Raw genomic sequence first — 21,519 nt, forward strand, 5'->3', positions numbered from 1 at the left:
GCGGTGTGGATTCAGCGTTTGCTGAGCGAGGCCAGGAACTCGGGGTTGTCGTCCGGCGCGATCATCACGGGGCGCTCGCGCAGGCGTACGGGAGGAACCGGACGGCCCTTCACGAACCACGCGATCGCCGCGAACGGCGACACCAGCAGGATCGCGAAGGTCCAGGCGCCCCGCGGCGCGACGCGGATCTTGTCCTCGTCGGCGTTCCAGCAGTCGATCAGGGCGCAGGCGACCAGAGCGACATCGAGGAGCAGCAGCAGGGCGTACACGTTGGCCATGCCGACAAGAGTGACCGGCCGGGCCCCTCACACGAGGTCCCGGCCGGGTGCGCTTGCGTTAGAGCGCCGGCAGATAGCCGTACCGATAACCGTTGGTGTTGGGGTGGAAGGAGTTTTGCGGCGGGAGAATGGTGAGGCCGTTGAGGTAGGGGCTGGACGAGCAGATGCCATGGCCCTGGAACTCGTCACGGACGTCCGACCAGACGAAACCGGCGGCCTGCGCCCGCTGCGCGATCAGATCGTCGAGCACCTGCGCGCCCTCGTTGAGCGCCCGGCGCTTGGTCAGGCTCATCCCGGCCAGACCGCAGTAGGCCGACGACGTGTCGAACAGGATCGGATAGCCGAGGACGACGACCCGGGCGCTTGGAGCCTTGGCCGCGATCGCGGCGTACGTGGCGTCGAGCTTGGCGCCCAGCGTCGCGGTGATGTCGGCGCGGGCGTCCGCGACCGTCTTGACGCAGGCCGCGTCGCTGGAGACCTGGCAGCTCAGCACGGTCGGCGCGAAGCCGGCGTCGTTGCCGCCGATCGTGATGCTGATCAGGTCGGCGCCGGCCGGGATCGCCGGGACCTGAGTGGTGCGTACGTCGCCGGTGACCGCGCCGCCGCAGGTCAGGTTGGTGAACGACGTCGGGTTGTTGCGCGCCGCCCAGAGCGCGGGATAGCCGTACGGGCTGCGCAGGCAGGTGCCGCTCTGCGAGGGGGCGCCGACCCCCGACGAGTAGGAGTCGCCGAGAGCGACATAGTCGACGTCAGCTTCGGCCGCGGCGACGGCGGTGGTGGTGCCGAAGATCAGGAGAAGGCAGGACAGGACGAGGACGAACAGTCGCCTGCTCATGGGGTGGCCTCCGGTCCGTGGGGGAGAGGAAGCCGAAGCGCTCCGGTCACCGCACGGTAAGTCGCGCCACCGAGAAAAGATACACATCGATTTTCTTGGTACGCGCGAGTAGCGTTTCCGGAGGTCATTCGTTCGTGGCGGATTCACACGGCCGCCACAGGCGATCTTCAGGCTGCGTCCAGTCGGCCGCACTAGCTTCTTCACATGGAAGAAGAACGGGCTCGACGGATCGTCGAAACGCTACGCGCGCGCAATGTCTTCGCCCATGTGAAGCTGCCGCAGGCGGGCATCACGCAATACGGCATCAGAGTCGTCCTCCCCGACGGCCGCGAGGCGATCTGGGACAACGACGGCACCGCGGGCCTCGAGGCCCAGATCATGCGCAACGGCATCCTGGTCGGCTTCGTGGCCTCGATCCCCGAGTCGGAGAACTTCGGCGACGGCCAGATCACCGAGGCCATCGCCACCGCCGACTACGACCGCCCGGTCGGCCGCTCGCGCCCCTCGGCCGGCCCCCGCCCGGCTGCCGCGGCCCCGCGCCCCACCGGCTCACTGGCCCAGCGCCTGCGTAGCGGATTCCGGGGCTGACCGCACGGTTATCCACAATCACGCGTCATCCACAGCAGGCCGGCGGGATCTTGCAACTTTCCGCCAGACTGACCAGCGGGGGCTCCCCCAGGGAGGGCGGGCTCAGGATTCGGGGCTGATCAACTCGATCAAGCGGTCGAGGGCGACCGGCCACAACTCCGGCGTCAGGTTCGCCAGCAGGGTCTCGGCGAGGGCGTGCGCCACCATGTCGATCTGTTCCCGCACCGCCGGGTCGAGGGGAGCCGGGGGTGCGGAGACGACCGGCGGGCTCGAGACGGGAGTGGGCGCCGCTTCGAGTGGTTCGGGCGGAGGGGCCGCGGGTGGCGCCGAGACCGACGTGAAGTCGGCGGGCAGGTCTTCGGGGGCGCCTACCAGATGCAGGTGGGCCGTCGCCCGGGTCAGTGCGATGTAGAGCAACCGGTGCCCGCGCGGATCGTCGTCGACGATGAAGCCGGGCTCGACGACGATCGCCACGTCGAACTCGAGGCCTTTCGCCTCGTGCGGGCTCAGCAATGTGATCGCGGGGGCGTTCGGCGGCGTACCCCAGGGAAGGTCCTCTTGATTGAGGAGGGCCTCGATGTCGTCGCGGCAGCGGGGTGGGCAGACGATGGCGACCGAGCGGTCGGCGGCGGCGTGGTCGGCGGCGGCGGCGACCACGACGGCGGACCGTTCGGTCGGGTCGACCGGGGAGATGGCCGGGTCGGCCGGGCCTTCGCGGACCGTCGTCGGTGGCTGGACGCTCGGGGCGGCCGTGGGCAGGAGCTCGGCCGCCAGGTCGAAGATCTGGCGCGGGACGCGGTAGCCGAAGCGCAGCTCACGGTGCACATGCGGCATGGGTGACGGCAGGTGGGCCAGCACCTCGTGCCAGTCGTCGCGGGCCCACGGGCCGGTCGACTGGGCCATGTCGCCGACCACGGTCAGCGCGCCGTTGGCCGAGCGGCGCGACAGGGCGCGCAGCTGCATCGGGGACAGGTCCTGCGCCTCGTCGATGACCACGAGGGTGAAGCGGTCCGGTTCGGTGCCGGCCAGGTGTTCCGTCTCGTCGAGCAGGGCCAGGTCGGCGTCGCCGAAGTCGCCAGGCAGGCGGTACAGGGCGTTCACCTCGCGGTCGGTGAACTCCTCGCCGGCGGCCGCGGTCAGCTTGTCGCGTGAGGCGAACAGGTCGCTCAGGAACGTGGCGGCGGAGAACTCCGGCCAGATCAGCTCGGCCAGCAGGTCGGCCGCCTCCAGCACCAGCTGCGGGTCGGGGCTGTCGGCGACCAGGACCGCCCGCAGCAGGCGCCGGCGGTCGCCCGCGGTGGCCTCGCTGGCCCGCGCGGTGACGATCACCCGCTGGACGGCGGCCGGGTCGAGCGTGACGGCACGGCCCCGTACGGTGACGGTGGCGGGCATCCCGGCCGGAACGCCCTTCTCGCGCGACTCCAGCGCGCGGCTGAGCAGGCCCGCCATCCGGGCCTCACCCTTGAGCCGGGTGACGTAGAGCGACTCGCCGCGGCCCGTCGCCACCCGCGGCAGCAATCCGGCGATCGAGTGATGGACAACCCCGGGGTGGCCCCAGCTTTCCAGTCGGGTGCGGCTTTCTTGGGCGTACGCCGGTGAGGGCCCCGCCACGAGCACCTCCGCCGGGGAGAGTTTCGTGCCGGGGTCGTCGAGCAGCCACGCCACCCGCCGCAGCGCGGTGATCGTCTTGCCGGTGCCGGGACCGCCCTGGATCACGAGCAGGCTCTCGGCCGGCGTGCGCACCAGCTCGTCCTGCGCGGCCCTGATCGTCGCCACGAAGTCCGGCCCGGCCTCGGTCGTCCCCCGGCGCACGGCGGCGAGAAGAGGATCGGCCCGCTCAGCGTCGGCCAGCTCGGCCTCGGTGCGGGCGGCGGCGGGCCGTGCGAGACTCTCCGGCTCGTCGCCGCCGTCCACGCCGATCACCCGGGCCGGCTCAGTCGTCCGTCAGGGGCACTTCGAGGCGGACGCAGCCTTGCAGGTCGAGGAAGACCCGGTCCGGCGCGCGCACCACGCGGAGGACGACGTCGGAGCAGTGCGGGCAGCGGGCCACCCGCCCGCCGGCCGCACCCCAGAGCATCAGGGTGGCGACCGCGTCGGCGTGGCCGCAGCCCGCGCATTTGTACTGGGCCACGGTCACGTCCACCGCGAAGAGCTCGCGCAGATCACCGGCCATGGCGTTGCCGTCGAGGGTCGTCGCCTCCACAGGTGCGCTGTCGCGGTCGCTCACGACGTGCCTCCGAAGCGTTCGGTGCGGATGCGGCGCGGTTCGTGGCCGAGCGCGACCAGAATGTCCGCGGCCGTCTCGACGAACGTCGTCGGACCGCAGACGTAGCAGTCCGGTGCGAAGTCCGGCGGCCAACCGTACGTGTTCACGGCCGCCACGTCGAGACGTTTCGGGGGCGCCGGCCAGCCGTCCGGCGTCTTGCGGGTGTAGACGAAGTGCACGTCGAGGCCCGCGTCGTCGCGCACCCGCCGGCGCAGCTCGTCGGCGTAGAGCGCGTCCTCCGGCGTACGGACCGAATAGATCAGCCGGAACGGCTGCTTGGTCCCCGCGTCGGCGCGAGCGCGGATCATCGCCATCAGCGGCACCACGCCCGAGCCGCCGGCCAGCAGCGTCACCGGCGAGGTGCTCTTGGAGCGCCAGACGAACCAGCCGCCCACCGGCCCGCGCAGCTCGATCTGGTCGCCCACCTGCACGTCGTCCGTCAGATAGGGCGAGACCTCACCGTCGTCCAGGCGCTGAATCGTCAGCTCGACCTTGCCGTCGCCGGACGACGGCCAGGCCGAGGCGATCGAGTAGCTGCGCTGGGCGCGGTAGCCGTCCTCGGCCGTCAGGCGCACGTCGACGTGCTGGCCGGGCAGGTGGCCCGGCCAGTCGGGGACGTCGAGCACGAGCGTACGTGCCGACGGTGTCTCCCAGCGCGCCTCCGCGAGCGTCGCCGCCCGCCAGGTCAGTCGCCCTGATACCGCTGTTCCAGCCATGGGTCTCCGTACATGTGATAGCCGGCGGCTTCCCAGAAGCCGGGCTCATCCTCGTTCATCAGCTGGATCCCGTTGACCCATTTCGCCGATTTCCAGAAGTAAAGGTGGGGCACGACGAGCCGAGCCGGCCCACCGTGCTCCGGCGCGAGATCCTCGCCGTCGAATTTGTACGCGATCCAGGCCTTGCCGTCGAGCAGGTCCTCCATCGGGACGTTCGTGGTGTATCCACCGAAGCTGTGCACCATGGTGTAGTCGGCGGCCGACTCCACCTGCTCCATCAGCGTGTCGAGGGAGACGCCGCGCCAGGTCGTGCCGAGCTTGGACCACTTGGTGACACAGTGGATGTCGACCGTGTAGTCCTCGGCCGGCAGGGCCATGAACTCGTCCCAGTTCCAGCTCTTGCTGTCACCGGTCTCGGTCTGGATCGTGAAGCGCCACCGATCGAGCGGAATGCGCGGGGTCGGCCCGGCCGAGAGCACCGGGAAGTCGTGGGTGAGGTATTGACCGGGCGGCAGGCCGGGGACGGACTCGCGCCGCCGCCCGCCGAATCCCTTGGAAATGATGGCCATGCTGCTGAGTAAACCGCATGATCAAGGACCCTGGGAGACGGACGTACCGAGCGTCACGTCGGGTTTCATGACGCGGGGGCCGGTTCTGGCCGTATTTATCCGTCATGCCCTTCGGCCATCTCAGACGGCCGAGCTGGTGGCGCCGAGGATGCCCGCGGTGTCCGGCACCACGACGCGGTACTTCTGCTTGAGGACCAGGTCGCCGACGGTCGTCCTGGCCGCGGCCGGGAAGTCGCCGACTGTTGTCCAGACCTTGTTGACCAGCTGCTGCACCTCGACGGTCTGGCCGGCCACGCCGGTCATCGTGACGGTCATCGAGGTCTTGGAGCGGCTGACCTTGACCGTCGCCTTCACCGTCACGGTCGCGGCGGGCGAGGTGACCTCGGCCGTGGTGGCGGTGGCGGCGACCACGACGTGGACCGTGTAGCCGGTCGTGGCGGTGCGCTTGACCGCCACCGTGCCGCTCTTGCCGGTGGTCGCGGCGGTGCAGACGGCCGAGCCGCCGGCCTCGGTGACACAGACCTGCACCGGGGTGTTGGCCAGCGCCTTCCCGGCCGACTTGACGGTGAAGGTGGTGGCCACGCTCGTCCCGTGCGTCACCTGCTTGGTCGCCGGGCTGACGGTGACCACCGGAACCGTCTTGGCCACGGTCGGCGTCGGCGTCGCGGTCTTGGTGGGAGTGGCTGTCGCCGTCTTGGTCGGGGCGGCCGTCGGCGAAACGGTCGGCGGCGAGGTGGCTCCGGTGACCTTTGCGAGGGCGGCGGCCGCGTCGATCCGTCCGTACCCGAAATCGGTGTCCTTGCCCGTGGTGCCGAGATCGACCGCCGAGGACTCCAGAGCCGCCTGGACCTGATCCGGCGTCAGATTGCGGTTGTAGCCCTTGAGCAGCGCGGCCACGGCGGCCACGTGCGGTGACGCCATCGAGGTGCCCGACATGTACGTGTAGGAGCCCAGGCCGGTCGGGTAGGTGCTGGCGATGTTGACGCCCGGTGCTGCCACGTCGACGTAGCTGCCCTGGTTGGAGAAGGTCGCCACCTTGTCGGCCGAGTCGGTGGCGGCCACGCCGATGACGCCGGGGTCGGCGCCCGGGTAGCTGGTCGGGCTGCCCGAGGCCCGCGAGTTGCCGGCGGCCGCGACGACCGTGACGCCCTTGCCGCGGGCGTACGAGATGGCCGTCGTCACCGCGGACACCTGCGACGTGCCGCCGAGGGACATGTTGATGACGTCGGCGCCGTGGTCGGCCGCCCACACGATGCCACTGGCCGTGTCGGACATGACGCCCCGGCCCTGCGCGTCGAGCGTCCGGATCGGCAGGATCCGCACGCCCGGCGCGATCGAGGCCACGCCGACCCCGTTACCGGTGAGCGCGGCGATCGTGCCGGCGACATGGGTGCCGTGCCCGTGCGGGTCGACGCTGGTGCCGGTGGTCCCGGTGATGTAGTCGATGCCCGGCAGCACCTGCCCGGCGAGATCCGGGTGGGCCGCGTCCACGCCCGAGTCGATCACCGCGACGACGACGCCGGCGCCGGTCGAGGTGGCCTGCGCGGCCGAGGTGTTGATCTTCGGAAGGTCCCACTGCATTGACTTGTACGGGTCGTCGGCCAGCGCCTCGACCGGGGCGTCGACCTCGACACCGAGGGCGTTGTCGGCCTTCTGCGCCTGCTTGACCAGCTCGGCGGCGGCGGCCTTGTCGGTCGCGGTCCTCACCTTGACCACCGGGCGGCCGTCCTTGTCGAGCGTGGTGCTGACGACGCGTACCGGCTCCCTGGTGCTCACGGCCGAGGGCAGCAGCTGCGCCGGGGTCGCGCTGAGGCCGTACGGAGCCGGCTGCCACTCCTCGGCCGGAGCGGTGCCGGTGCCGGGCAAGGCAACAGCGGCCCCGCCCGCGGCCGGGCCGGTGCCGGCGCCGGGCAGGGCGACAGCGGCCCCGCCCGCCACGGCCCCGATGGCCAGCGCGCCGACGGCGTACCTGCGCAGATGCTTCCGCATGGGTGTCCTACCTCCGTTGTGGTGAGCACACCAACGGCGGAAGCGGAGCCATCTTGACGATTGCCGGGGTAGCGAGCCGGTTGCTCCTCGGGACACAGCCGTTTTGGCCCGGTTTATCCGGCTCTTTGGGACGATGGAGCTTCGGGGTCCGCCCAGGCGGACCGCAAGCCGAACTCTTTGAGGATTGATTCTGAGATGAGCCTTCCAGAGGAAGATCGGTCCGGCGACGAGGGCGTCTACCAGTCGGCCATGCCCGACCGGCAGCAGCAGCGCCGCAAGCAACGCGCCAAGCAGGCCGTGGTCGGCGTGGCCGGCCTGGCCGTGCTGGGCGCCGGCGCGTATTTCGTCACGACCCAGGTCGCCGACCGGAACGCCACCACCGAGACACGGGACGCGGGCGCCATGGCCCCACTGGCCTCAGCGGCCACGGGAGCATCCCCGGCGTCACCCGAGCCCACCGCCGAGGCGGACACGGTCGCCCCGACGAAGGGCGCCATCAAACAGACGAGCAGCCCCACCCCGACCCCGTCGGAGAGCCTGAGCGTCGACGAGGCGATCAAGAAAGCCCGGGAGAAGGCAGCGAAGGACGGCCACCCGGTCCAGCGAGCACTGACGGCGGCGCCCAACGCCAAGACCGGGCCGGTGAACAAGCGCAACGAGAAGCTGCCGAACGGCACGCTGCGAGTGATCACCGCAAAACACGACCTGACCGGCACTGGCGAGCTGCTCTGGCCCGCCGACAAGGGCGAGAAGGTCGGCGACAACCGCTGCACGCAGAACTTCCGGTTCAGCAACAACCACAAGCCGTCGGTACGGCCGAACATGCTGGTGTGCTGGCGGACGTCGGCCGGCAAGAGTGTCGTCACGGTGCTCGTCGACCAGGACGGCAAGCCGTCGAAGGAAAAGAGCGCCGAGGTCATCGCGAGCGAATGGGCCAAGCTGGGCTGACCCGCCCTTCGTACGAAAAGATCCCCCGGGCGCCGCATGAAGGCCCGGGGGATTTCCATGTACGGAAACGGCCCGAAGCTCGGTGCTCCGGGCCGTCTCTTACTTCACGTACGGGATCAGTAGTCGGCGACCGTGAAGGCCGAGCCGCTGGAGATCCGGGAGATGTTGGTATCCACGGCGTTCGCTGTAGTGGCGGACGCGTCGTTCACCAGCGCGACGTTGTAGACGCCACGCGGGATCGAACCAGTCTCGTAGAAGTAGTCCGACGTCTTGAGGCGCTTCGTCAGGTCCAAGGTGCAGATCAGCTCGGTGTCGCTGATCTTCGTGACGTCCATGCACTGGGCGGTCAGGCCGACCTGCTTGATGGTCGCGCCGGCCACGAGGCCGTACCAGGAGTTGGTGACCAGGAAGACGCCGACGCCGGCGCCGGGTGCGGTCGAGGCGCCGGCTTCCGCCGTGGCGGCGAAGTTCAGCGCGTCGAAGCCGGAGCCGAGGATGTCCAGGGTCACATCCGTGTCCTCGTACTTGGCCGTGTTCGGCGTGACCGTGATGCCGTACGAGAAGGTGAACTCGGTGGCGGCGCTGGTCTGCTGACCGGCCGCGGTCGACACGCTCAGCTTCGCGGCGCCGGCCGAGGCGGCCGTCGTCGTGGCGGTGAACGTGTCGTCGTCCACGATCACGATGTCCTTGAGCGGGCTGTTGCCCAGCTTCGCCGACATCGTCGCCTCGCTGCCCGGGTCGGGCAGGCCGGCGCTGATGGTGACCTCGATGGCCGATCCACCCTGTGAGGGGCCGTTGGCGGGGTCGATCGTGACGTTCGTCAGGTCGAGCAGCTCGGCGACCGAGTAGATCGCCGGGACCGCGAGCAGCTTGCCGGTCGAGGCGCTGCCGTAGACGCAGACCTTCCAGTCGGTCGTGTTGCCGGTGCCGCTGTGCGTGACACCGGCGGGAACCTCGACGGCCGCCTTCGAGGTGGAGATCCTCGTGATGGTGGCGACCTCGTCGTCGGCGCCGGCCGAGTCGACGTCGGCCGGGCAGGCGTCGGACTTGGTGAAGAGCGCGCCCGGGGTGCTGGTCGTGATAGCGGCGGTCTTGGTGGTCAGGATGATCGTGTTGCCGCCACCAGAGTTACCGGCCGACGGGCTGACCGTGGAGGTCGGCAGCGCGCCGTACGAGGCGACGCCGATCAGGCCGCTGGTGGCGCCGGTGCCGGCGTAGACGCAGACGGTGTAGTTGCCGGCGCTGGGCAGCGTGGTCGGGATGGTGAAGGTCGCGACGGTGTTGCCGGAGTTCTTGGTGGCCGTTCCGGTGGCCGCCGAGCCGGTCGTCGTGTACGCGGACGCGCAGGAGCCGCTGGACCGGTAGATCACGCCGAGCGTGCTTCCGCCGGTGGAGAGCCAGGTGCCGCTGCGGGTGGCGGTGACCACCGTGCCACCGGCCGACGTGCCCGCCGACGGGCTGAGGGCAGGCACGGTGTTGGCGCCGCTCACGGTGATGGTGTTCGCGCCCGAGGTAGCGATCAGCGGCGTCGAGGTGCCGATGGCGGTGCCCGTCGTGGCGCCGTAGACGCAGGCCTTCCACTGGCCGGCGGCGAGCGCCGGCACAGTGATGGTGGCGTCGTCGATCTGGCTGCCGGGAATGACGACCGCCGCGGCCGGCTTGGCCGAGCTCGTGGTGCCATACGTCTGGTCACAGGTCGCGGTGCTGGCGATGAACCGTCCGCCGACCGTGGCCGCGACCAGGTTCGCCGGGAAGGCGCCGGTGGCGGTCAGGGTGACGTTGACGCCGCCGCCCAGTGGCGCGGCGGCCGTCGAGAGCGTGCCGTCGACAGCCACCGCGTAGGCGGGGCTGGCGATCCCGGCGACCGCCAGGGCGGCCGTCGCCGCCGTGGCGATACCGGCGCGCAGAGGCCGGTTGCCGGTAATGGGATGGGACTTGCGCATGCGAGGTCCTCCTACGGTTTCAAGAACCGCGTTCTGGAATGGGTGAGCCCGCGCGTGTCGAGGACGGCGGGCCGTCTCGCACGGAGCGTAACGCGGCTTATAGGGCGATTTTTGTAGAGTAGGAAATTTGCGAAAAATGCTCTACATCGTGGTAAGGGCCTGGCATAAAGCAAGGCGGCCCGGGAGAACCCGGGCCGCCTTCTCGTGTTTTGACCATCGGGGGAGATTCATGGTGGTCGAGGTCTAGCGAAATGGGGAGGACCCTGTCCATGATCTGAGTTCTCACACAAAGATCATCAATGGGCAGGGTCCTCGATGAGGAGCGTAACGGCTACCGGTCCCGGCGACAGCGAGCTGGGCCGGATCTTGTTGGATGCGTGGCGGCGGGAGTTGTACGAAGGGGTCCTTACCTCCCGGTCGCGGACGTTGTTCACGCTGGTCGACGGGCTGGCCGCCGATCAGGGGCGGTGCGGGTGCCCGGCTCATCTGTCGCTGGGCACGGTCACCGGGCACGCCGCGGCGTACCGGGCGTTACGCGACGGTGAGATCGACACCGGTCGGGCGTTACGGGCCGCATGCCGGATCGCGCAGCGTTGCGGCCTGCCGCGGGTTTATGCCATCGACACCACCGCCTAGCCGCGGCCGAACGCGGCGACCAGCCCGGACCGGCAGCCGCAGTACACCCCGGGTGGCCCGCGCGGCACGGCGCTGATCAAGACCGGGTGGCGGTATCAGCATGTTGTCCGGTTGACCCTGACCCCGGACTCCTGGGTCGTGCCGGTCCTGGCCGACCGCATCGCCTCCGACGACGACCTGACCGAAGTCACTGTGGACCACATCGCCCGAGTCTGCGCGGCCGACGGAGCCCGCATGACAGACCGGTCGCTGTTCCTGCTGGACTCCGGCTACCCGGCAGCCCGGATCACCCATCTACTGCGCGAACGCAAGATCCCCGCGGACGTCCTGATCCGTCTGGCGACCTCGCAGACCATGTGGACCAGACCCGAACGCCGGGCCGCTCACCCACTCGGCGGCCGGCCCCGCCGGCACGGATTCCGTCTCGCCCTGCGCGAACCCGACCTGCCCCCGGACGCCGGTGTCAGCGGCCCGGTCGGTATCTACGGCACCGTCACCGTCCGGGCCTGGCACCAGGTTCACCCCAAACTCACCAGCTCCAGCCGCGGCTTCACCGATCAGAAGACCCTGCCGATCGTCGAGGGCACCGTCCTGCTCGCCCAAGTCCAGCACCTACGCCCCAGCCGCCGCGCCGGTGACCTCGCACTCTGGTACTCCGGCACCCGCCACGACCTGCTCACCCTGGTCATGACCTACCTGGCCCGCTTCGACATCGAGCACTACTTCCGGCACCTGAAGACCACCGCCCAGGCCCCGGACTTTCACCCCCGACAACCCGGCACCCTGACCACCTGGCTCCGCCTGCACGCCTACGCCTACCTGCACCTGTTCTGCGCGCGCACCCACATCACCCATCACCGGCTGCCCTGGGAACCCGCCACCACCACGCCCCCGACCCCGGGTCAGACCCGCCGGCAGGTTTCGCCCGCTCTGCGCAACGCCTGGCAACCACCAGGCCAACCGAAACCCGGCCACCCCGGCCCCGGACGCCCCGCCGGCAGACGCCGCAAACGCCGAACCCGCCACCCCGTCATCCGCAAGAACGCCATCCATAAGGGCAAATAACACCCTCACACCCACACCACCGCGAAAACACCCACACCACACCGCCAGACCGCCCTGCCCACAGAACGGTCAAAACACGAGAAGGCGGCCCGGGAGAACCCGGGCCGCCTTGGTGGAGCGGTGAGACTACGCGGGCGCGACGGTGAAGGTCGAGCCGCTGGAGACGACGCTCTGGCTGTAGTCCGGGTCGCTGATGTTCGCGTTGACCGAGCCGTTCGTGACGAACGTCAGGGTGTAGGCGTTGTTGGGCACCGCGATCGGCGCGTACAGCACCATGACCTGGCCGGTCTGGGTGCCCGCGACTGGCAGCGACACCGTCGCTGACCCGCCGCCTGAACCCACGCCGGTGATGAAGCTGACGCCACCGGTGTTGAGGCCGGTGCCGGTAATCGCTCGGCCGATGTCGGCGCTGGTGAAGGTGCCCGCAGGCGCCGTGATGGTGGTGCCGCTGGAGGGCGTGTTGACGGCGGCGGCCGTCGTCTTTACAGCGCCGCCGATGGCCAGAACGCCCGTGGCGCCGGTGGCGGCCGCGATCGGGTCGCGATCCAGCAGGGCGGTCGTGGAGCTCAGGACCCGGGCGATACGCGTTCCCGGGGCCAGGGTGGTGGCGTTGCTGACCACCAGACCGGTGTCCTGCGGCACGAAGCCGCCGGCGGTGGCGGTGATGACCCGGTTGCCGAGCACAGTCGTTGCCGCGGTCACCGTGGCGTTCGTGTAGGTGGTCGGATCGATGGCCGTGCCCGCGGCGTTGAACCGCCGGTTGAGGGCCAGCGTGCAGATCAGCTCGGTGTCGCTGATGACCAGGACATCACCGCACTCGGCGACCGGTCCGTTGGCCTTCGTGGTGCCGCTGCCGCTGATGTCGGTCGGGTTGTAGGTGCCGTTGACCAGGTACATGTGCGCCGCAGCGCCGGCGCCGAAGGACACCGAGTAGAAGCCGACACCCTTGACCGTGAGGTCGATGCCGGTGGTCGTGTTGGGTGCCGTGTTCGGCGTCACGACGACGTCGTTCAGGAACGAGTATGCGTTGGCCAGCGTCTTCGAGCCCGAGACCGTGGTGACAACGAGCGTGGAGCCGTTCTCCGCGGCGTGCTGCGGGGTGGTCGCGGTGAAGGCGTTCGGGCTCACCGGCGTGATGTTGAGCAGCGGGATGCCGCCCAGGGTGGCGGTGATCGAGCCGGCCGTGGTCGGGAAGTTGGTGCCGGTGACCACGATGTCGGTGCCGCCGAGAACGCTGCCGGAGGTCGGAGCGACGCTCGATACCGTGTGCGGGTTCATGACGGTGTACGCCGCCGAGCCCACCAGGGTGCTCTGCCCGGCCGTCGCTCCGTTGTAGAAGCAGGCCTGGTAGATGGTGGGCGAAGCGTTGACGAGCGCCAGGCTCGGCACCGTCGCCGCGAGGCGGTTGTTCGCGAGCTTGCGTACCGAGCCGGCCGCGCCCTCAACGATGCCGGAAGTCGCGGCGGTGTAGGTGACCGGGCAGCGCTCGGCCGTGACGTAGTTGGCGCCCAGCGTGCTCACGCCCAGAAGGAAGTTGGACGTGGACGTCGCCGTGATGCCGTTGGTCGTGGTGGCCGGTCCGACGGTGCTACTCAGCGAGATCGCGGGGATCGTGACCGAGTAGGTGGCCGCGCCGACACCGATCAGGGCGTCCGTGCTGGTCGTGCCGTTGTAGAAGCACACGTTGTATGGCGTGGTGGCGCCGGTGCCGGTCACGCCCGCCGGCACGGTGGCCGAGATGACCGAGGACGACGTCTTGGTCACGCTGGTGCCGGCGCGGTTGCCGGGCGATCCGTAGGTCGCCGGGCAACCACCGGTGAGCGTGAAGACGACGCCCGGGGCGTTGGCGTTGGCGAACGGCGTGGTGCCGGTGGCCGACGTGAAGGTGAGGCTGTTGCTGCCGCCGGACGGGCCGGTGGCAGCGCTCGACGCGACGGTCGGTGCGAATGTCCACTGGCTGTAGTCACCGAGCAGCGTGCCCGCGCTCGTCGCCAGCGTGTACGCACAGACCTCATAGTTGCGCGCGGCGCCGGAGTTGAGAGCGGCGTTGGTCGGAGGGTTGAAGGTTACTGTGCCGTCGTCGACCCGCTGAATGCCCGAGGCCGAGATATTCGGCGACGTGGTGGCGTAGGTCGCGGGGCACGAGCTGTTCGTCGTGAAGATGATGCCGGGCAGGTTCGTGGCGAACGATGATGCCGTCGGCCCCTTCAGCGTGACCGTGGCTCCCGACGCGCCGCCTCCGGGCGTCAGCGACGGTACGACGGTCAGCACGGATGCCGGGCTGGAGTCGACCAGCGTCGCCGCACCCGAGGTGGCGCCACCGTAGAGGCAGACGGCGTAGGGCTTGGGCGATGTGGTCAGCGACAGCGTGCTGGCCGACGGTACGACGAAGGACGCGCTGTTGTTGACTCCCGTCACTTTGGCCGCGGTGACGGTGACCGCACCGGTCTTGGCGGCGCTAGCCGCGACTCCCGACTCACACGTCGTCTGCGTGCTGGTCGGGATGATCACGACGAACGGGTCCACCGAGCTGAAGGCGGTGCTGCTGGTCGCCACGGCGGTGATGGTGGCGCCCGGCGCGGCCGCACCCGGCGTCATCGAGGTCAAGGCGGCAGCCGATGCCGCGGTCGGTGCGGTCAGGAGCGCCGCTCCGACCGCCCCCGTGGTGAGCACTGCACCGAGGTGCCTTGCCCGGGTACTGGACTTGCGCATGCGAGGTCCTCCTACGGGTCTCTATGGACCACGTCGCTGGATGGGGTAGGGCCCGGCGATGCGGGTGAACCGTCGCGGGCCGTCTCGCGGAGAGCGTAGCTATTTATGGGCGCTTCCTGACTAAAAGCGGTGAAGTTCAAGATATGTCGGACATAAGTGGGCCAGAGATGGTACTGGGGACGCCTGGCGGGTGTGGCGGAATGGGAGAAGGAAGGGTATTAGGAATGCCTTACCTCATTTAAATTAACAGTGGTGTTGTTAGGCGTTGATTGGGTAATGGTTTATCGTCGAGGCGAACGGGATGCGCTAAATGGGAGGCGACGACTCATGACTCAGGCTCTGGAAATGCCGCGGGTGCAGACCTGTACGGTCACCCAGTGTGGGTACAACCACGACGGCTGTACGGCGTTCGCGGTGACCATCGGCAGCATGAACGCGGAGTGCGACACCTACGTCGAGACCGGGGACAAGGGTGGCACCGGCAAGCCGCTTGCGCAGGTGGGGGCCTGCAAGCGGTCTGACTGCGTGCACAACGGGGACCTCGAGTGCCACGCGCCGGCGATCGTGGTGGGGGCGTCGGGGGACAAGGCCGACTGCCTGACGTACGAGGCTCGTTAAAAGCATTAAGACAAGGTAAGGCTCGCCTTTATTAGGCGAGCCTTTCTTTATGTGGGGTTGACACCGGAAAAAGCCTGAGCTAAGTTGTTCTCACATCGAGTTAATCTCAGCGTGAGGACAACATGGCGAGCGAAGCGGAGTTCCTGAAGGGGTACGACCCGGGGGCCTACCCGGCCGTCGCGGTGACCGTCGACGTGGTGGCGCTGACCATTCGCGACGGGGAGCTCTGCGTGCTGCTGGTCGAGCGGGCCGAGCATCCGTTCGCCGGGCGGCGGGCCCTGCCGGGTGGCTTCGTCCGCGGGGAGGGGCTCGACGACGCGGCGCTGCGCGAGCTGCAGGAGGAGACGGCGCTGGGCAAGGTTCATCTGGAGCAGTTGCGGACGTACGGCGACCCGGGCCGTGACCCGCGGATGCGGGTCTTCTCGGTGGCCTACCTCGCCTTCGCTCCGGGGCTGCCCGAGCCGCGGGCCGGCTCCGACGCGGCCGGGGCCGCGTGGGTGCCGGTCGAGCAGGCCACGGGACTGGCCTTCGACCACGACACGATCCTGGCCGACGGGCTCGACCGGGCGCGGTCGAAACTCGAATACACGCCGCTGGCCACCGCGTTCGTCGGCGACGAGTTCACCATCGGCGAGCTCCGGCAGGTCTACGCCTCGGTCTGGGGTGAGGAGCTGCACGCCGGCAACTTCCACCGCAAGGTGCTCTCCGTGCCGGGCTTCGTCGAGAGCACCGGCGCCACCACGGCCCGCGGCGGCGAGCGCGGCGGGCCGCGGGCCAAGCTCTACCGGGCCGGTGACGCCCAGCTGCTGCACCCGGCTCTGCTGCGGCCGGCCCGCGAAGACGGTGTGCGATGACCTTCCTCGAGGCGGTCGAGCGGATCGAGGCGGCCACGACGTACGCGGATCTGGGTGAAGGGGGCGGCGACGCCGCGTACCGGAAGCTCGCGAAGGCCGTACACCCGGACGCCGTGACCGAAGCGCAGAGCGCGACCGCCAACCGGGTCTTCGCCAAGCTCGCGCGCCTCTACGAGGAGCGGGCCGTGCTGACCGGCGACGTCGCCGACCTCCGGCCCGGCGAGGGTGGGCTGGTCAAGGTGCCGCGCGACCCGGCCGACAACGATCTCATGGAGGCCGAGGCGGCGGCGCTGAAAAAGCTCGAGGTCAACGGCGACCCCAAGTTCCGGCCGTACGCTCCCCGGCTGCTCAAAAGCTATGTGCACGAGGACGAGCAGCGGCGCCGGCGGCGGGTCAACGTCCTGGAGAAGCTCGACGGGTTCGTGCCGCTGTCAAAGGTCGGACGAAAGCTGGACCCGCGGGACGCGGCCTGGATGTGGCGGCGGCTGCTGACCGGGCTCGGCTGGGCCCACCGGGCCGGCGTCGTGCACGGGGCCGTCTTCGAAGAGCACGTGCTGATCCACCCGGAGCAGCACGGTGTGGCCCTCGTCGACTGGTGCTACTCGGGCGGCCGGGTCAGCGCCGTCATCAAGGGCCACTCCTACCCACCCGAGGTCAGGCGGGACAGGACCGTCACCCCGGCCACCGACATCTACCTGGCCACCGCCCTGATGACCCGGATCACCGACATGCCCAAGCCGATGCGGCGGTTCGCCGACGGCTGCCTCTACGACGCGCCGCGCATGCGGCCGCAGGACGCGTGGTCGCTGCTCGGCGAGCTCGACGACCTGCTCGACAACCTCTACGGGCCGCGCACGTTCCGGCCCTTCGTGATCTAGAGAAGGAGAACGACATGGGAAGCGGACGCTGGTCCACCGACGTCTACACCGCCGCCGCCAACTACCGCGCCAGCAGCGGCACGAGCGCCTTCGCGTACAGCGACAGCGGCGCTCGCAAGGCCCACCCCGCCCTCGACCCCAACGGAGTAACGGCGAGGGAGAGCCGCGACAGCGACGAGCACCCGTTCAGCACGCCGATCGCCGTCATCTTCGACGTCACCGGCTCGATGGGCAGCGTGCCCCGGGCGCTGCAGACCAAGCTGCCGCAGCTGCTCGGCCTGCTGACCCGCAAGGGCTACGCGACCGACCCGCACCTCCTGTTCGGCGCGGTCGGCGACGCCACCTGCGACCGGGTGCCGCTGCAGATCGGGCAGTTCGAGTCGGACAACCGGATGGACGACGACCTGGCCCGCATCGTGCTCGAGGGCGGCGGTGGCGGCCAGAAGCGCGAGTCGTACGAGCTGGCCATGTACTTCATGGCCCGGCACACCACGCTCGACTCGATGACCAAGCGCGGCCGGCGTGGCTATCTGTTCCTGATCGGCGACGAGATGCCGTACCCGAAGGTCAGCCGCAAGGAGGTCAAGCGGTTCCTCGGCGAGGACCTGCGCGAGCGGATCAGCACCGAGGACATCCTGGCTGAGCTCCAGCGCAAGTACGACGTGTACTACCTGATGCCGACGGCGGCCGGCTGGGGCGGCGACAAGGAGATCCTCGACCGCTGGCGCGGTCTGCTCGGGCAGAACGTGCTCGAGCTCGACGACCTCGACGCGGTCTGCGAGACCATCGCGGTCACGGTCGGCCTGGGCGAGGACACGATCGACCTCGACGAGGGCCTGACGCACCTGGTCGAGGCCGGCTCCAAGCACGGCGGCACGGTCGGCAAGGCCCTGGCCCCGCTCCAGCGCGGCACGGTCGTGCGCTCGGCCCTGTCGCTGACCGACGGCGGATCGGGAAACGAGCGGCTGTGAACGAGCACGTCGCGGTCGTCGACCTCGGGTACGGCGACGCCGGCAAGGGCACGGTGGTCGACGCGCTCTGCGCCGACTCGCCGAGAAGGGCCGTCCTGCGCTTCAACGGGGGAGCGCAGGCGGCCCACAACGTGATCACCGAGGACGGGCGGCACCACACGTTCAGTCAGTTCGGGTCGGGCACGCTGCGGGGCGTGCCCACCCACCTGACGCGCTTCATGGTGGTCGATCCGCTGGCCCTGTCGGCCGAAGCTCGCCATCTGGACGGCGCTTATGAGCTGCTCACGGTGGATGGTGACGCCCTTCTCGCCACTCCGTGGCATCGTGCGGCGAACCGGCGGCGGGAGATCGAGCGCGGCGGGTCCCGTCACGGTTCGTGCGGGATGGGCGTCGGAGAGACCATGGCGTACGCCTTGACCCACGCCGGCGCCCCACGCGTGTCCGACACGCGCTCCCGCACGCGGCTCCGCCGGGTCCTCGCGGCCCTGGCCGACGACCTCGGCCCGATCGACGTGCCGCTCGACGACGTGGTCGAGGCGTTCGCGCTCTTCGGCTCGACGGTGTCGATCGTGGACGGCGGGCACACCGAGCGGCTGCTCAGCGAGGGGCCGTGTGTCTTCGAGGGCGCGCAGGGGGTGCTGCTGGACGAGTGGCGCGGATGGCACCCGCACACGACGTGGTCGACGACGACGTTCGACAACGTGGCCGCGCTGTGCGGGGCGTTCCGGCGGCTCGGTGTGGTGCGGACGTACACGACCCGGCACGGGGCCGGGCCGTTCGTCACCGAGGACCCGGCACTGGAGCTGCCCGAGGCGCACAACGGGACGGGGGAGTGGCAGGGCTCGTTCCGGGTCGGGCACTTCGACGCCGTGGCCCACCGGTACGCGGTGGAGGTGGCCGGAGGAGTGGACGGACTGGCCGTCACGCACCTCGACGCGCCCGATCGTTGCGCCTCGCTGCGCGCCTGTACGTCGTACACAATCGACGAAGTTGACGTTGATCGGCTCGTCCCGGGCCCCTTCCGTGATCTCGGCTATCAGGCGGAGCTGACCGCCCGCCTCTTCCGGGCCCGGCCCGGCACGCTGGTCCGGCCCGGCGACTGGCCCTCGGCGATCGGCGAGCTGCTCGGCGCGCCGGTCGAGATCGAGTCGTACGGTCCCACTTCGGCTGACAAGAAGCTCGTGTGACTCCTACCTGATAGTGGCGGCGCTACGGCAGGTGTCTGCTGGGTTGATGCGAGCCACTTATCGAGCACTTGCCCTGCTGATCGCCTTGAGCGTCGTCGTGCAGGCCGCGGTGATCGCGGCCGCCTGGTTCACCGTCCTCAACGACGCCGAGGCGGGTGGCGTCTTCGACGAGAACTCGGAGTACAACTGGGGCCACTGGGTGCACAGCGTCGTCGGCATGATGGTCGTGCCGCTGCTGGCGCTGGTCCTGCTGGTCGTCGCGTTCTTCGCGAAGGTGCCGGGCGGCGTGAAATGGGCGGCGATCGTCCTCGGCGTGGTCGTCCTGCAGATCGTGCTGGCCTTCGCCGGCTTCATCGCGCCGGTGCTCGGCGTGCTGCACGGTCTCAACGCGTTCGCGCTGGCCGGGGTGGCGTCGATCGCCGCCCGCAAGGCGTCGGCGCCGGCCGGAGCGCGGCCGGCCGTCCCCGTCTGATCATGCGCCGCCCTTTGCGTCGCTCGACCAGGGTCGTCATCGCGGTGGTGGCGACGCTGGCGGTGCTCGGGCCGCTCGGCTATCTGTGGCAGGACAGCCTGGTGCCGGGCACCTATGACATGGCGTCGATGGGGACCATGGACTTCGGCGGCGGGCCGGCTGCGGCGCACGCCCACGGCGACGAGTTCTCGGTCGCGGCGCTGACCGGGCCGTCGACGGGGAAACCGGACGTGTCGCTGACGCTGACGGCCCGCAAGGAGGGCAAGCGGTACACGCTGAACGGCGCGACGCCGGGGCCGCAGATCCACGCCCGGCGGGGGCAGCTGTTGCAGGTGACGCTGGTCAACGAGTCGGTGCCAGACGGGGTGACCCTGCACTGGCACGGTGTGGACGTGCCGAACGCGGAGGACGGGGTCGCGGGGGTGACCCAGGACGCGGTGCGGGTGGGTGAGCGGCACGTCTACCGCTTCACGACGCCGGACGAGGGGACGTACTGGTATCACTCGCATCAGGTCTCGCACTCGCAGGTGCGGGGCGGGTTGTTCGGGGCGCTGGTGGTGGGCGCGTCGGCGGCGGAGGTGGATGAGGTGGTGGCGGTCCATACGTACGACGGGAAACGCACCATCAATGGCGCTCCGGGAGTCTCGTCGCTGACCGGGATCGCCGGGCCGTCGCCCTCACCGGGCGCCGTGGCTCGTGTGCGCGTGATCAACACTGATGCGGGGCCGATTCGTCTTTGGGTTTCCGGGGCTCCTTATCGGGTCGTCGCTGTGGATGGGCATGCGGTTTATCGCCCCTCTGATATTTCGGATAAATCGGTTTTGGTGACGGCGGGAGGGCGGGTCGATCTGTCCTTGCCGGGCGCTGCTCGCGTGGATGTGGGTGGCGGTGCGGCTGCGGTGTGGGGCTCGGTGCCTTCGGCGCCACAACCGAGGGCTGATCTAGACGAGTAAGTCCTTATTCGGATTAGTGGTCGTAGGCGATCAGTGACCTGGTCAGGGGTTGTCCGGTGGTGCGGTTGTGCCAGATCGCGGCGGTCATGGCGAGCAGGCGTTGGGCGACGCGGGCGCCGACGCCTTCGATGCTGCGGCCGCCGTGCAGTTCCAGATCGAGTTGGCCTTTGAGCGTGTCATTGACTGACTCGATCAGCTGACGAACGGGTTTGAGCAGGTGCTCACCGGGGTGTGGGGTGCGGTTGCGGTAAGACGGTCGCAGCAACCGGATTCCACGCTCGGTCAGCCACCGGTCGAGTTCGGCGGACACGTAGCCCTTGTCAGCGATGATGATCTGCCCGGCCCGCGACGTCAGTAGCTGTGGATCTTCCTCCAGAGCGGCGGCCAGGACGTGCCGCTCATCGGTCTTGGCGGTGGCCAGGGACCAGGCGATCGGCAGCCCGGCCGGGGTGCAGATCAGATGCAGGCGCAGTCCCCAGAAGAACCGCGAGTGTGACGAGCAGTAGCCGTAGCCGGCCCAGCCGGCCAGCTCGGAGCGTTTGACGGTCGGCCGGGACCGTCCGCATTCCACCGGCGTGGAGTCGGTGACCCACACATCGTCGTGCCACAGATCGGTGTCGGCGGCGATCAGCCGGATCGCTCGTTTCAGCAACGGCAGCGCCGCTCGCAAACGCTTGTTGTAGCCCGATTGCCCGGGCAGATAGGGGAACGCGCCGGGTAGATGCCGTGGCAGGAACCGTAGCCACCGGGCCTCCGAGCGGATCCCGAGCAGGGCCTGAGCCACCGCCACGGTCAGCAGTTCAGCGTCGGAAAGCCTGGGTGGGCGCCCGACCCGAGGTGGCCGCCCGAGCCAGTCGTCGATCTTCACGTACAGTGCGGTCAGAAGGGTGTTGAGGTCTGTCGTCACAAACGGATCATCAACACCCTTCACCTTTACGCCTGACTACATCTGCACGTATGCATGTCACCTGCACACGACATGTGTGCAGTGCACCTGTGCATGTACACGCGACTAGAAGGCGTTAGGAATTACTCGTCTAG

At 69.5% G+C, this 21,519-nt stretch carries 21 protein-coding genes; 11 read left to right on the forward strand and 10 right to left on the reverse strand.

The features are described 5' to 3' along the window. Positions 1 to 11: 11 nt before the first annotated feature. Positions 12 to 278: a PLDc N-terminal domain-containing protein gene (locus CRP55_RS40835; RefSeq protein ID WP_097327362.1), complete on the reverse strand. Its 267-nt coding sequence runs from the start codon at positions 276 to 278 to the stop codon at positions 12 to 14. 58 nt (positions 279 to 336) lie between these two features. Then, positions 337 to 1,113: an SGNH/GDSL hydrolase family protein gene (locus CRP55_RS40840; RefSeq protein ID WP_097327363.1), complete on the reverse strand. Its 777-nt coding sequence runs from the start codon at positions 1,111 to 1,113 to the stop codon at positions 337 to 339. Between the two features lie 204 nt (positions 1,114 to 1,317). On the opposite strand from CRP55_RS40840, the gene CRP55_RS40845 reads away from it, so the two are divergent. Beyond that, on the forward strand, positions 1,318 to 1,701 hold the full coding sequence (locus tag CRP55_RS40845; RefSeq protein WP_097327364.1) for a hypothetical protein: 384 nt from the start codon (positions 1,318 to 1,320) through the stop codon (positions 1,699 to 1,701). A gap of 102 nt (positions 1,702 to 1,803) precedes the next feature. On the opposite strand, the gene CRP55_RS40850 is transcribed toward CRP55_RS40845, so the two are convergent. The 5 genes from CRP55_RS40850 to CRP55_RS40870 form a co-directional block, all read right to left on the reverse strand. Continuing rightward, complete coding sequence (locus CRP55_RS40850) at positions 1,804 to 3,615, reverse strand: UvrD-helicase domain-containing protein (protein ID WP_179855550.1); 1,812 nt, start codon at positions 3,613 to 3,615, stop codon at positions 1,804 to 1,806. 19 nt (positions 3,616 to 3,634) lie between these two features. After that, on the reverse strand, positions 3,635 to 3,928 hold the full coding sequence (locus CRP55_RS40855) for a DUF6510 family protein (RefSeq protein ID WP_281260850.1): 294 nt from the start codon (positions 3,926 to 3,928) through the stop codon (positions 3,635 to 3,637). Further along, positions 3,925 to 4,683 carry a ferredoxin reductase gene (locus CRP55_RS40860; RefSeq protein WP_097327366.1) on the reverse strand — a complete coding sequence of 253 codons (759 nt, stop codon included), beginning with the start codon at positions 4,681 to 4,683 and terminating at the stop codon, positions 3,925 to 3,927. The genes CRP55_RS40855 and CRP55_RS40860 overlap by 4 nt, the downstream gene beginning before the upstream one ends. Then, entirely contained in the window at positions 4,653 to 5,252 is a 600-nt protein-coding gene (locus tag CRP55_RS40865; protein WP_097327367.1) for a sulfite oxidase-like oxidoreductase, read from the reverse strand. Before CRP55_RS40865 ends, CRP55_RS40860 begins: the two co-directional genes overlap by 31 nt. A 120-nt stretch (positions 5,253 to 5,372) precedes the next feature. Further along, complete coding sequence (locus CRP55_RS40870) at positions 5,373 to 7,241, reverse strand: S8 family peptidase (protein WP_097327368.1); 1,869 nt, start codon at positions 7,239 to 7,241, stop codon at positions 5,373 to 5,375. A gap of 195 nt (positions 7,242 to 7,436) precedes the next feature. Here CRP55_RS40870 and CRP55_RS40875 point away from each other — a divergent pair, with 195 nt between their 5' ends. Further along, on the forward strand, positions 7,437 to 8,189 hold the full coding sequence (locus tag CRP55_RS40875) for a hypothetical protein (protein ID WP_097327369.1): 753 nt from the start codon (positions 7,437 to 7,439) through the stop codon (positions 8,187 to 8,189). 116 nt (positions 8,190 to 8,305) lie between these two features. Here the strand turns inward: CRP55_RS40875 and CRP55_RS40880 are convergent, their stop codons facing one another. Continuing rightward, the gene (locus CRP55_RS40880) at positions 8,306 to 10,132 is read right to left on the reverse strand and encodes a hypothetical protein (RefSeq protein WP_097327370.1); all 1,827 of its coding nucleotides are present in this window, start codon (positions 10,130 to 10,132) and stop codon (positions 8,306 to 8,308) included. Positions 10,133 to 10,447: 315 nt separating this feature from the next. Between CRP55_RS40880 and CRP55_RS40885 the strand changes: the two genes are divergently transcribed. Continuing rightward, positions 10,448 to 10,768, forward strand: a complete 321-nt coding sequence (locus CRP55_RS40885) for a hypothetical protein (protein ID WP_097327371.1) — start codon at positions 10,448 to 10,450, stop codon at positions 10,766 to 10,768. A 111-nt stretch (positions 10,769 to 10,879) separates the two neighbouring features. Further along, positions 10,880 to 11,833, forward strand: coding sequence for a hypothetical protein (locus CRP55_RS40895; protein ID WP_245923684.1), 954 nt, complete (start codon positions 10,880 to 10,882; stop codon positions 11,831 to 11,833). Positions 11,834 to 11,959: 126 nt separating this feature from the next. Here the strand turns inward: CRP55_RS40895 and CRP55_RS40900 are convergent, their stop codons facing one another. Beyond that, the gene (locus CRP55_RS40900) at positions 11,960 to 14,545 is read right to left on the reverse strand and encodes a beta strand repeat-containing protein (protein ID WP_097327372.1); all 2,586 of its coding nucleotides are present in this window, start codon (positions 14,543 to 14,545) and stop codon (positions 11,960 to 11,962) included. Positions 14,546 to 14,872: 327 nt separating this feature from the next. Between CRP55_RS40900 and CRP55_RS40905 the strand changes: the two genes are divergently transcribed. The 7 genes from CRP55_RS40905 to CRP55_RS40935 all read left to right on the forward strand — a co-directional run bounded on the left by CRP55_RS40905 (position 14,873) and on the right by CRP55_RS40935 (position 20,478). Next, positions 14,873 to 15,163: a DUF1540 domain-containing protein gene (locus CRP55_RS40905; RefSeq protein WP_097327373.1), complete on the forward strand. Its 291-nt coding sequence runs from the start codon at positions 14,873 to 14,875 to the stop codon at positions 15,161 to 15,163. 122 nt (positions 15,164 to 15,285) lie between these two features. Further along, positions 15,286 to 16,017: an NUDIX hydrolase gene (locus CRP55_RS40910; RefSeq protein WP_097327374.1), complete on the forward strand. Its 732-nt coding sequence runs from the start codon at positions 15,286 to 15,288 to the stop codon at positions 16,015 to 16,017. Further along, positions 16,014 to 16,895: a molecular chaperone DnaJ gene (locus CRP55_RS40915; protein ID WP_097327375.1), complete on the forward strand. Its 882-nt coding sequence runs from the start codon at positions 16,014 to 16,016 to the stop codon at positions 16,893 to 16,895. Before CRP55_RS40910 ends, CRP55_RS40915 begins: the two co-directional genes overlap by 4 nt. A gap of 14 nt (positions 16,896 to 16,909) precedes the next feature. Then, positions 16,910 to 17,866 carry a hypothetical protein gene (locus tag CRP55_RS40920; RefSeq protein WP_097327376.1) on the forward strand — a complete coding sequence of 319 codons (957 nt, stop codon included), beginning with the start codon at positions 16,910 to 16,912 and terminating at the stop codon, positions 17,864 to 17,866. After that, entirely contained in the window at positions 17,863 to 19,053 is a 1,191-nt protein-coding gene (locus tag CRP55_RS40925) for an adenylosuccinate synthetase (protein WP_097327377.1), read from the forward strand. Before CRP55_RS40920 ends, CRP55_RS40925 begins: the two co-directional genes overlap by 4 nt. A 46-nt stretch (positions 19,054 to 19,099) precedes the next feature. Then, positions 19,100 to 19,525, forward strand: a complete 426-nt coding sequence (locus CRP55_RS40930; RefSeq protein WP_097327378.1) for a DUF6220 domain-containing protein — start codon at positions 19,100 to 19,102, stop codon at positions 19,523 to 19,525. 2 nt (positions 19,526 to 19,527) lie between these two features. Next, positions 19,528 to 20,478, forward strand: coding sequence for a multicopper oxidase domain-containing protein (locus CRP55_RS40935; protein WP_245923685.1), 951 nt, complete (start codon positions 19,528 to 19,530; stop codon positions 20,476 to 20,478). Positions 20,479 to 20,491: 13 nt separating this feature from the next. Here CRP55_RS40935 and CRP55_RS40940 read toward each other — a convergent pair whose 3' ends face one another. Further along, complete coding sequence (locus CRP55_RS40940) at positions 20,492 to 21,385, reverse strand: IS982 family transposase (RefSeq protein ID WP_097327380.1); 894 nt, start codon at positions 21,383 to 21,385, stop codon at positions 20,492 to 20,494. Positions 21,386 to 21,519: the final 134 nt, after the last annotated feature.

The organism is Paractinoplanes atraurantiacus, from assembly GCF_900215205.1.
GTDB classification, from domain to species: domain Bacteria; phylum Actinomycetota; class Actinomycetes; order Mycobacteriales; family Micromonosporaceae; genus Actinoplanes; species Actinoplanes atraurantiacus.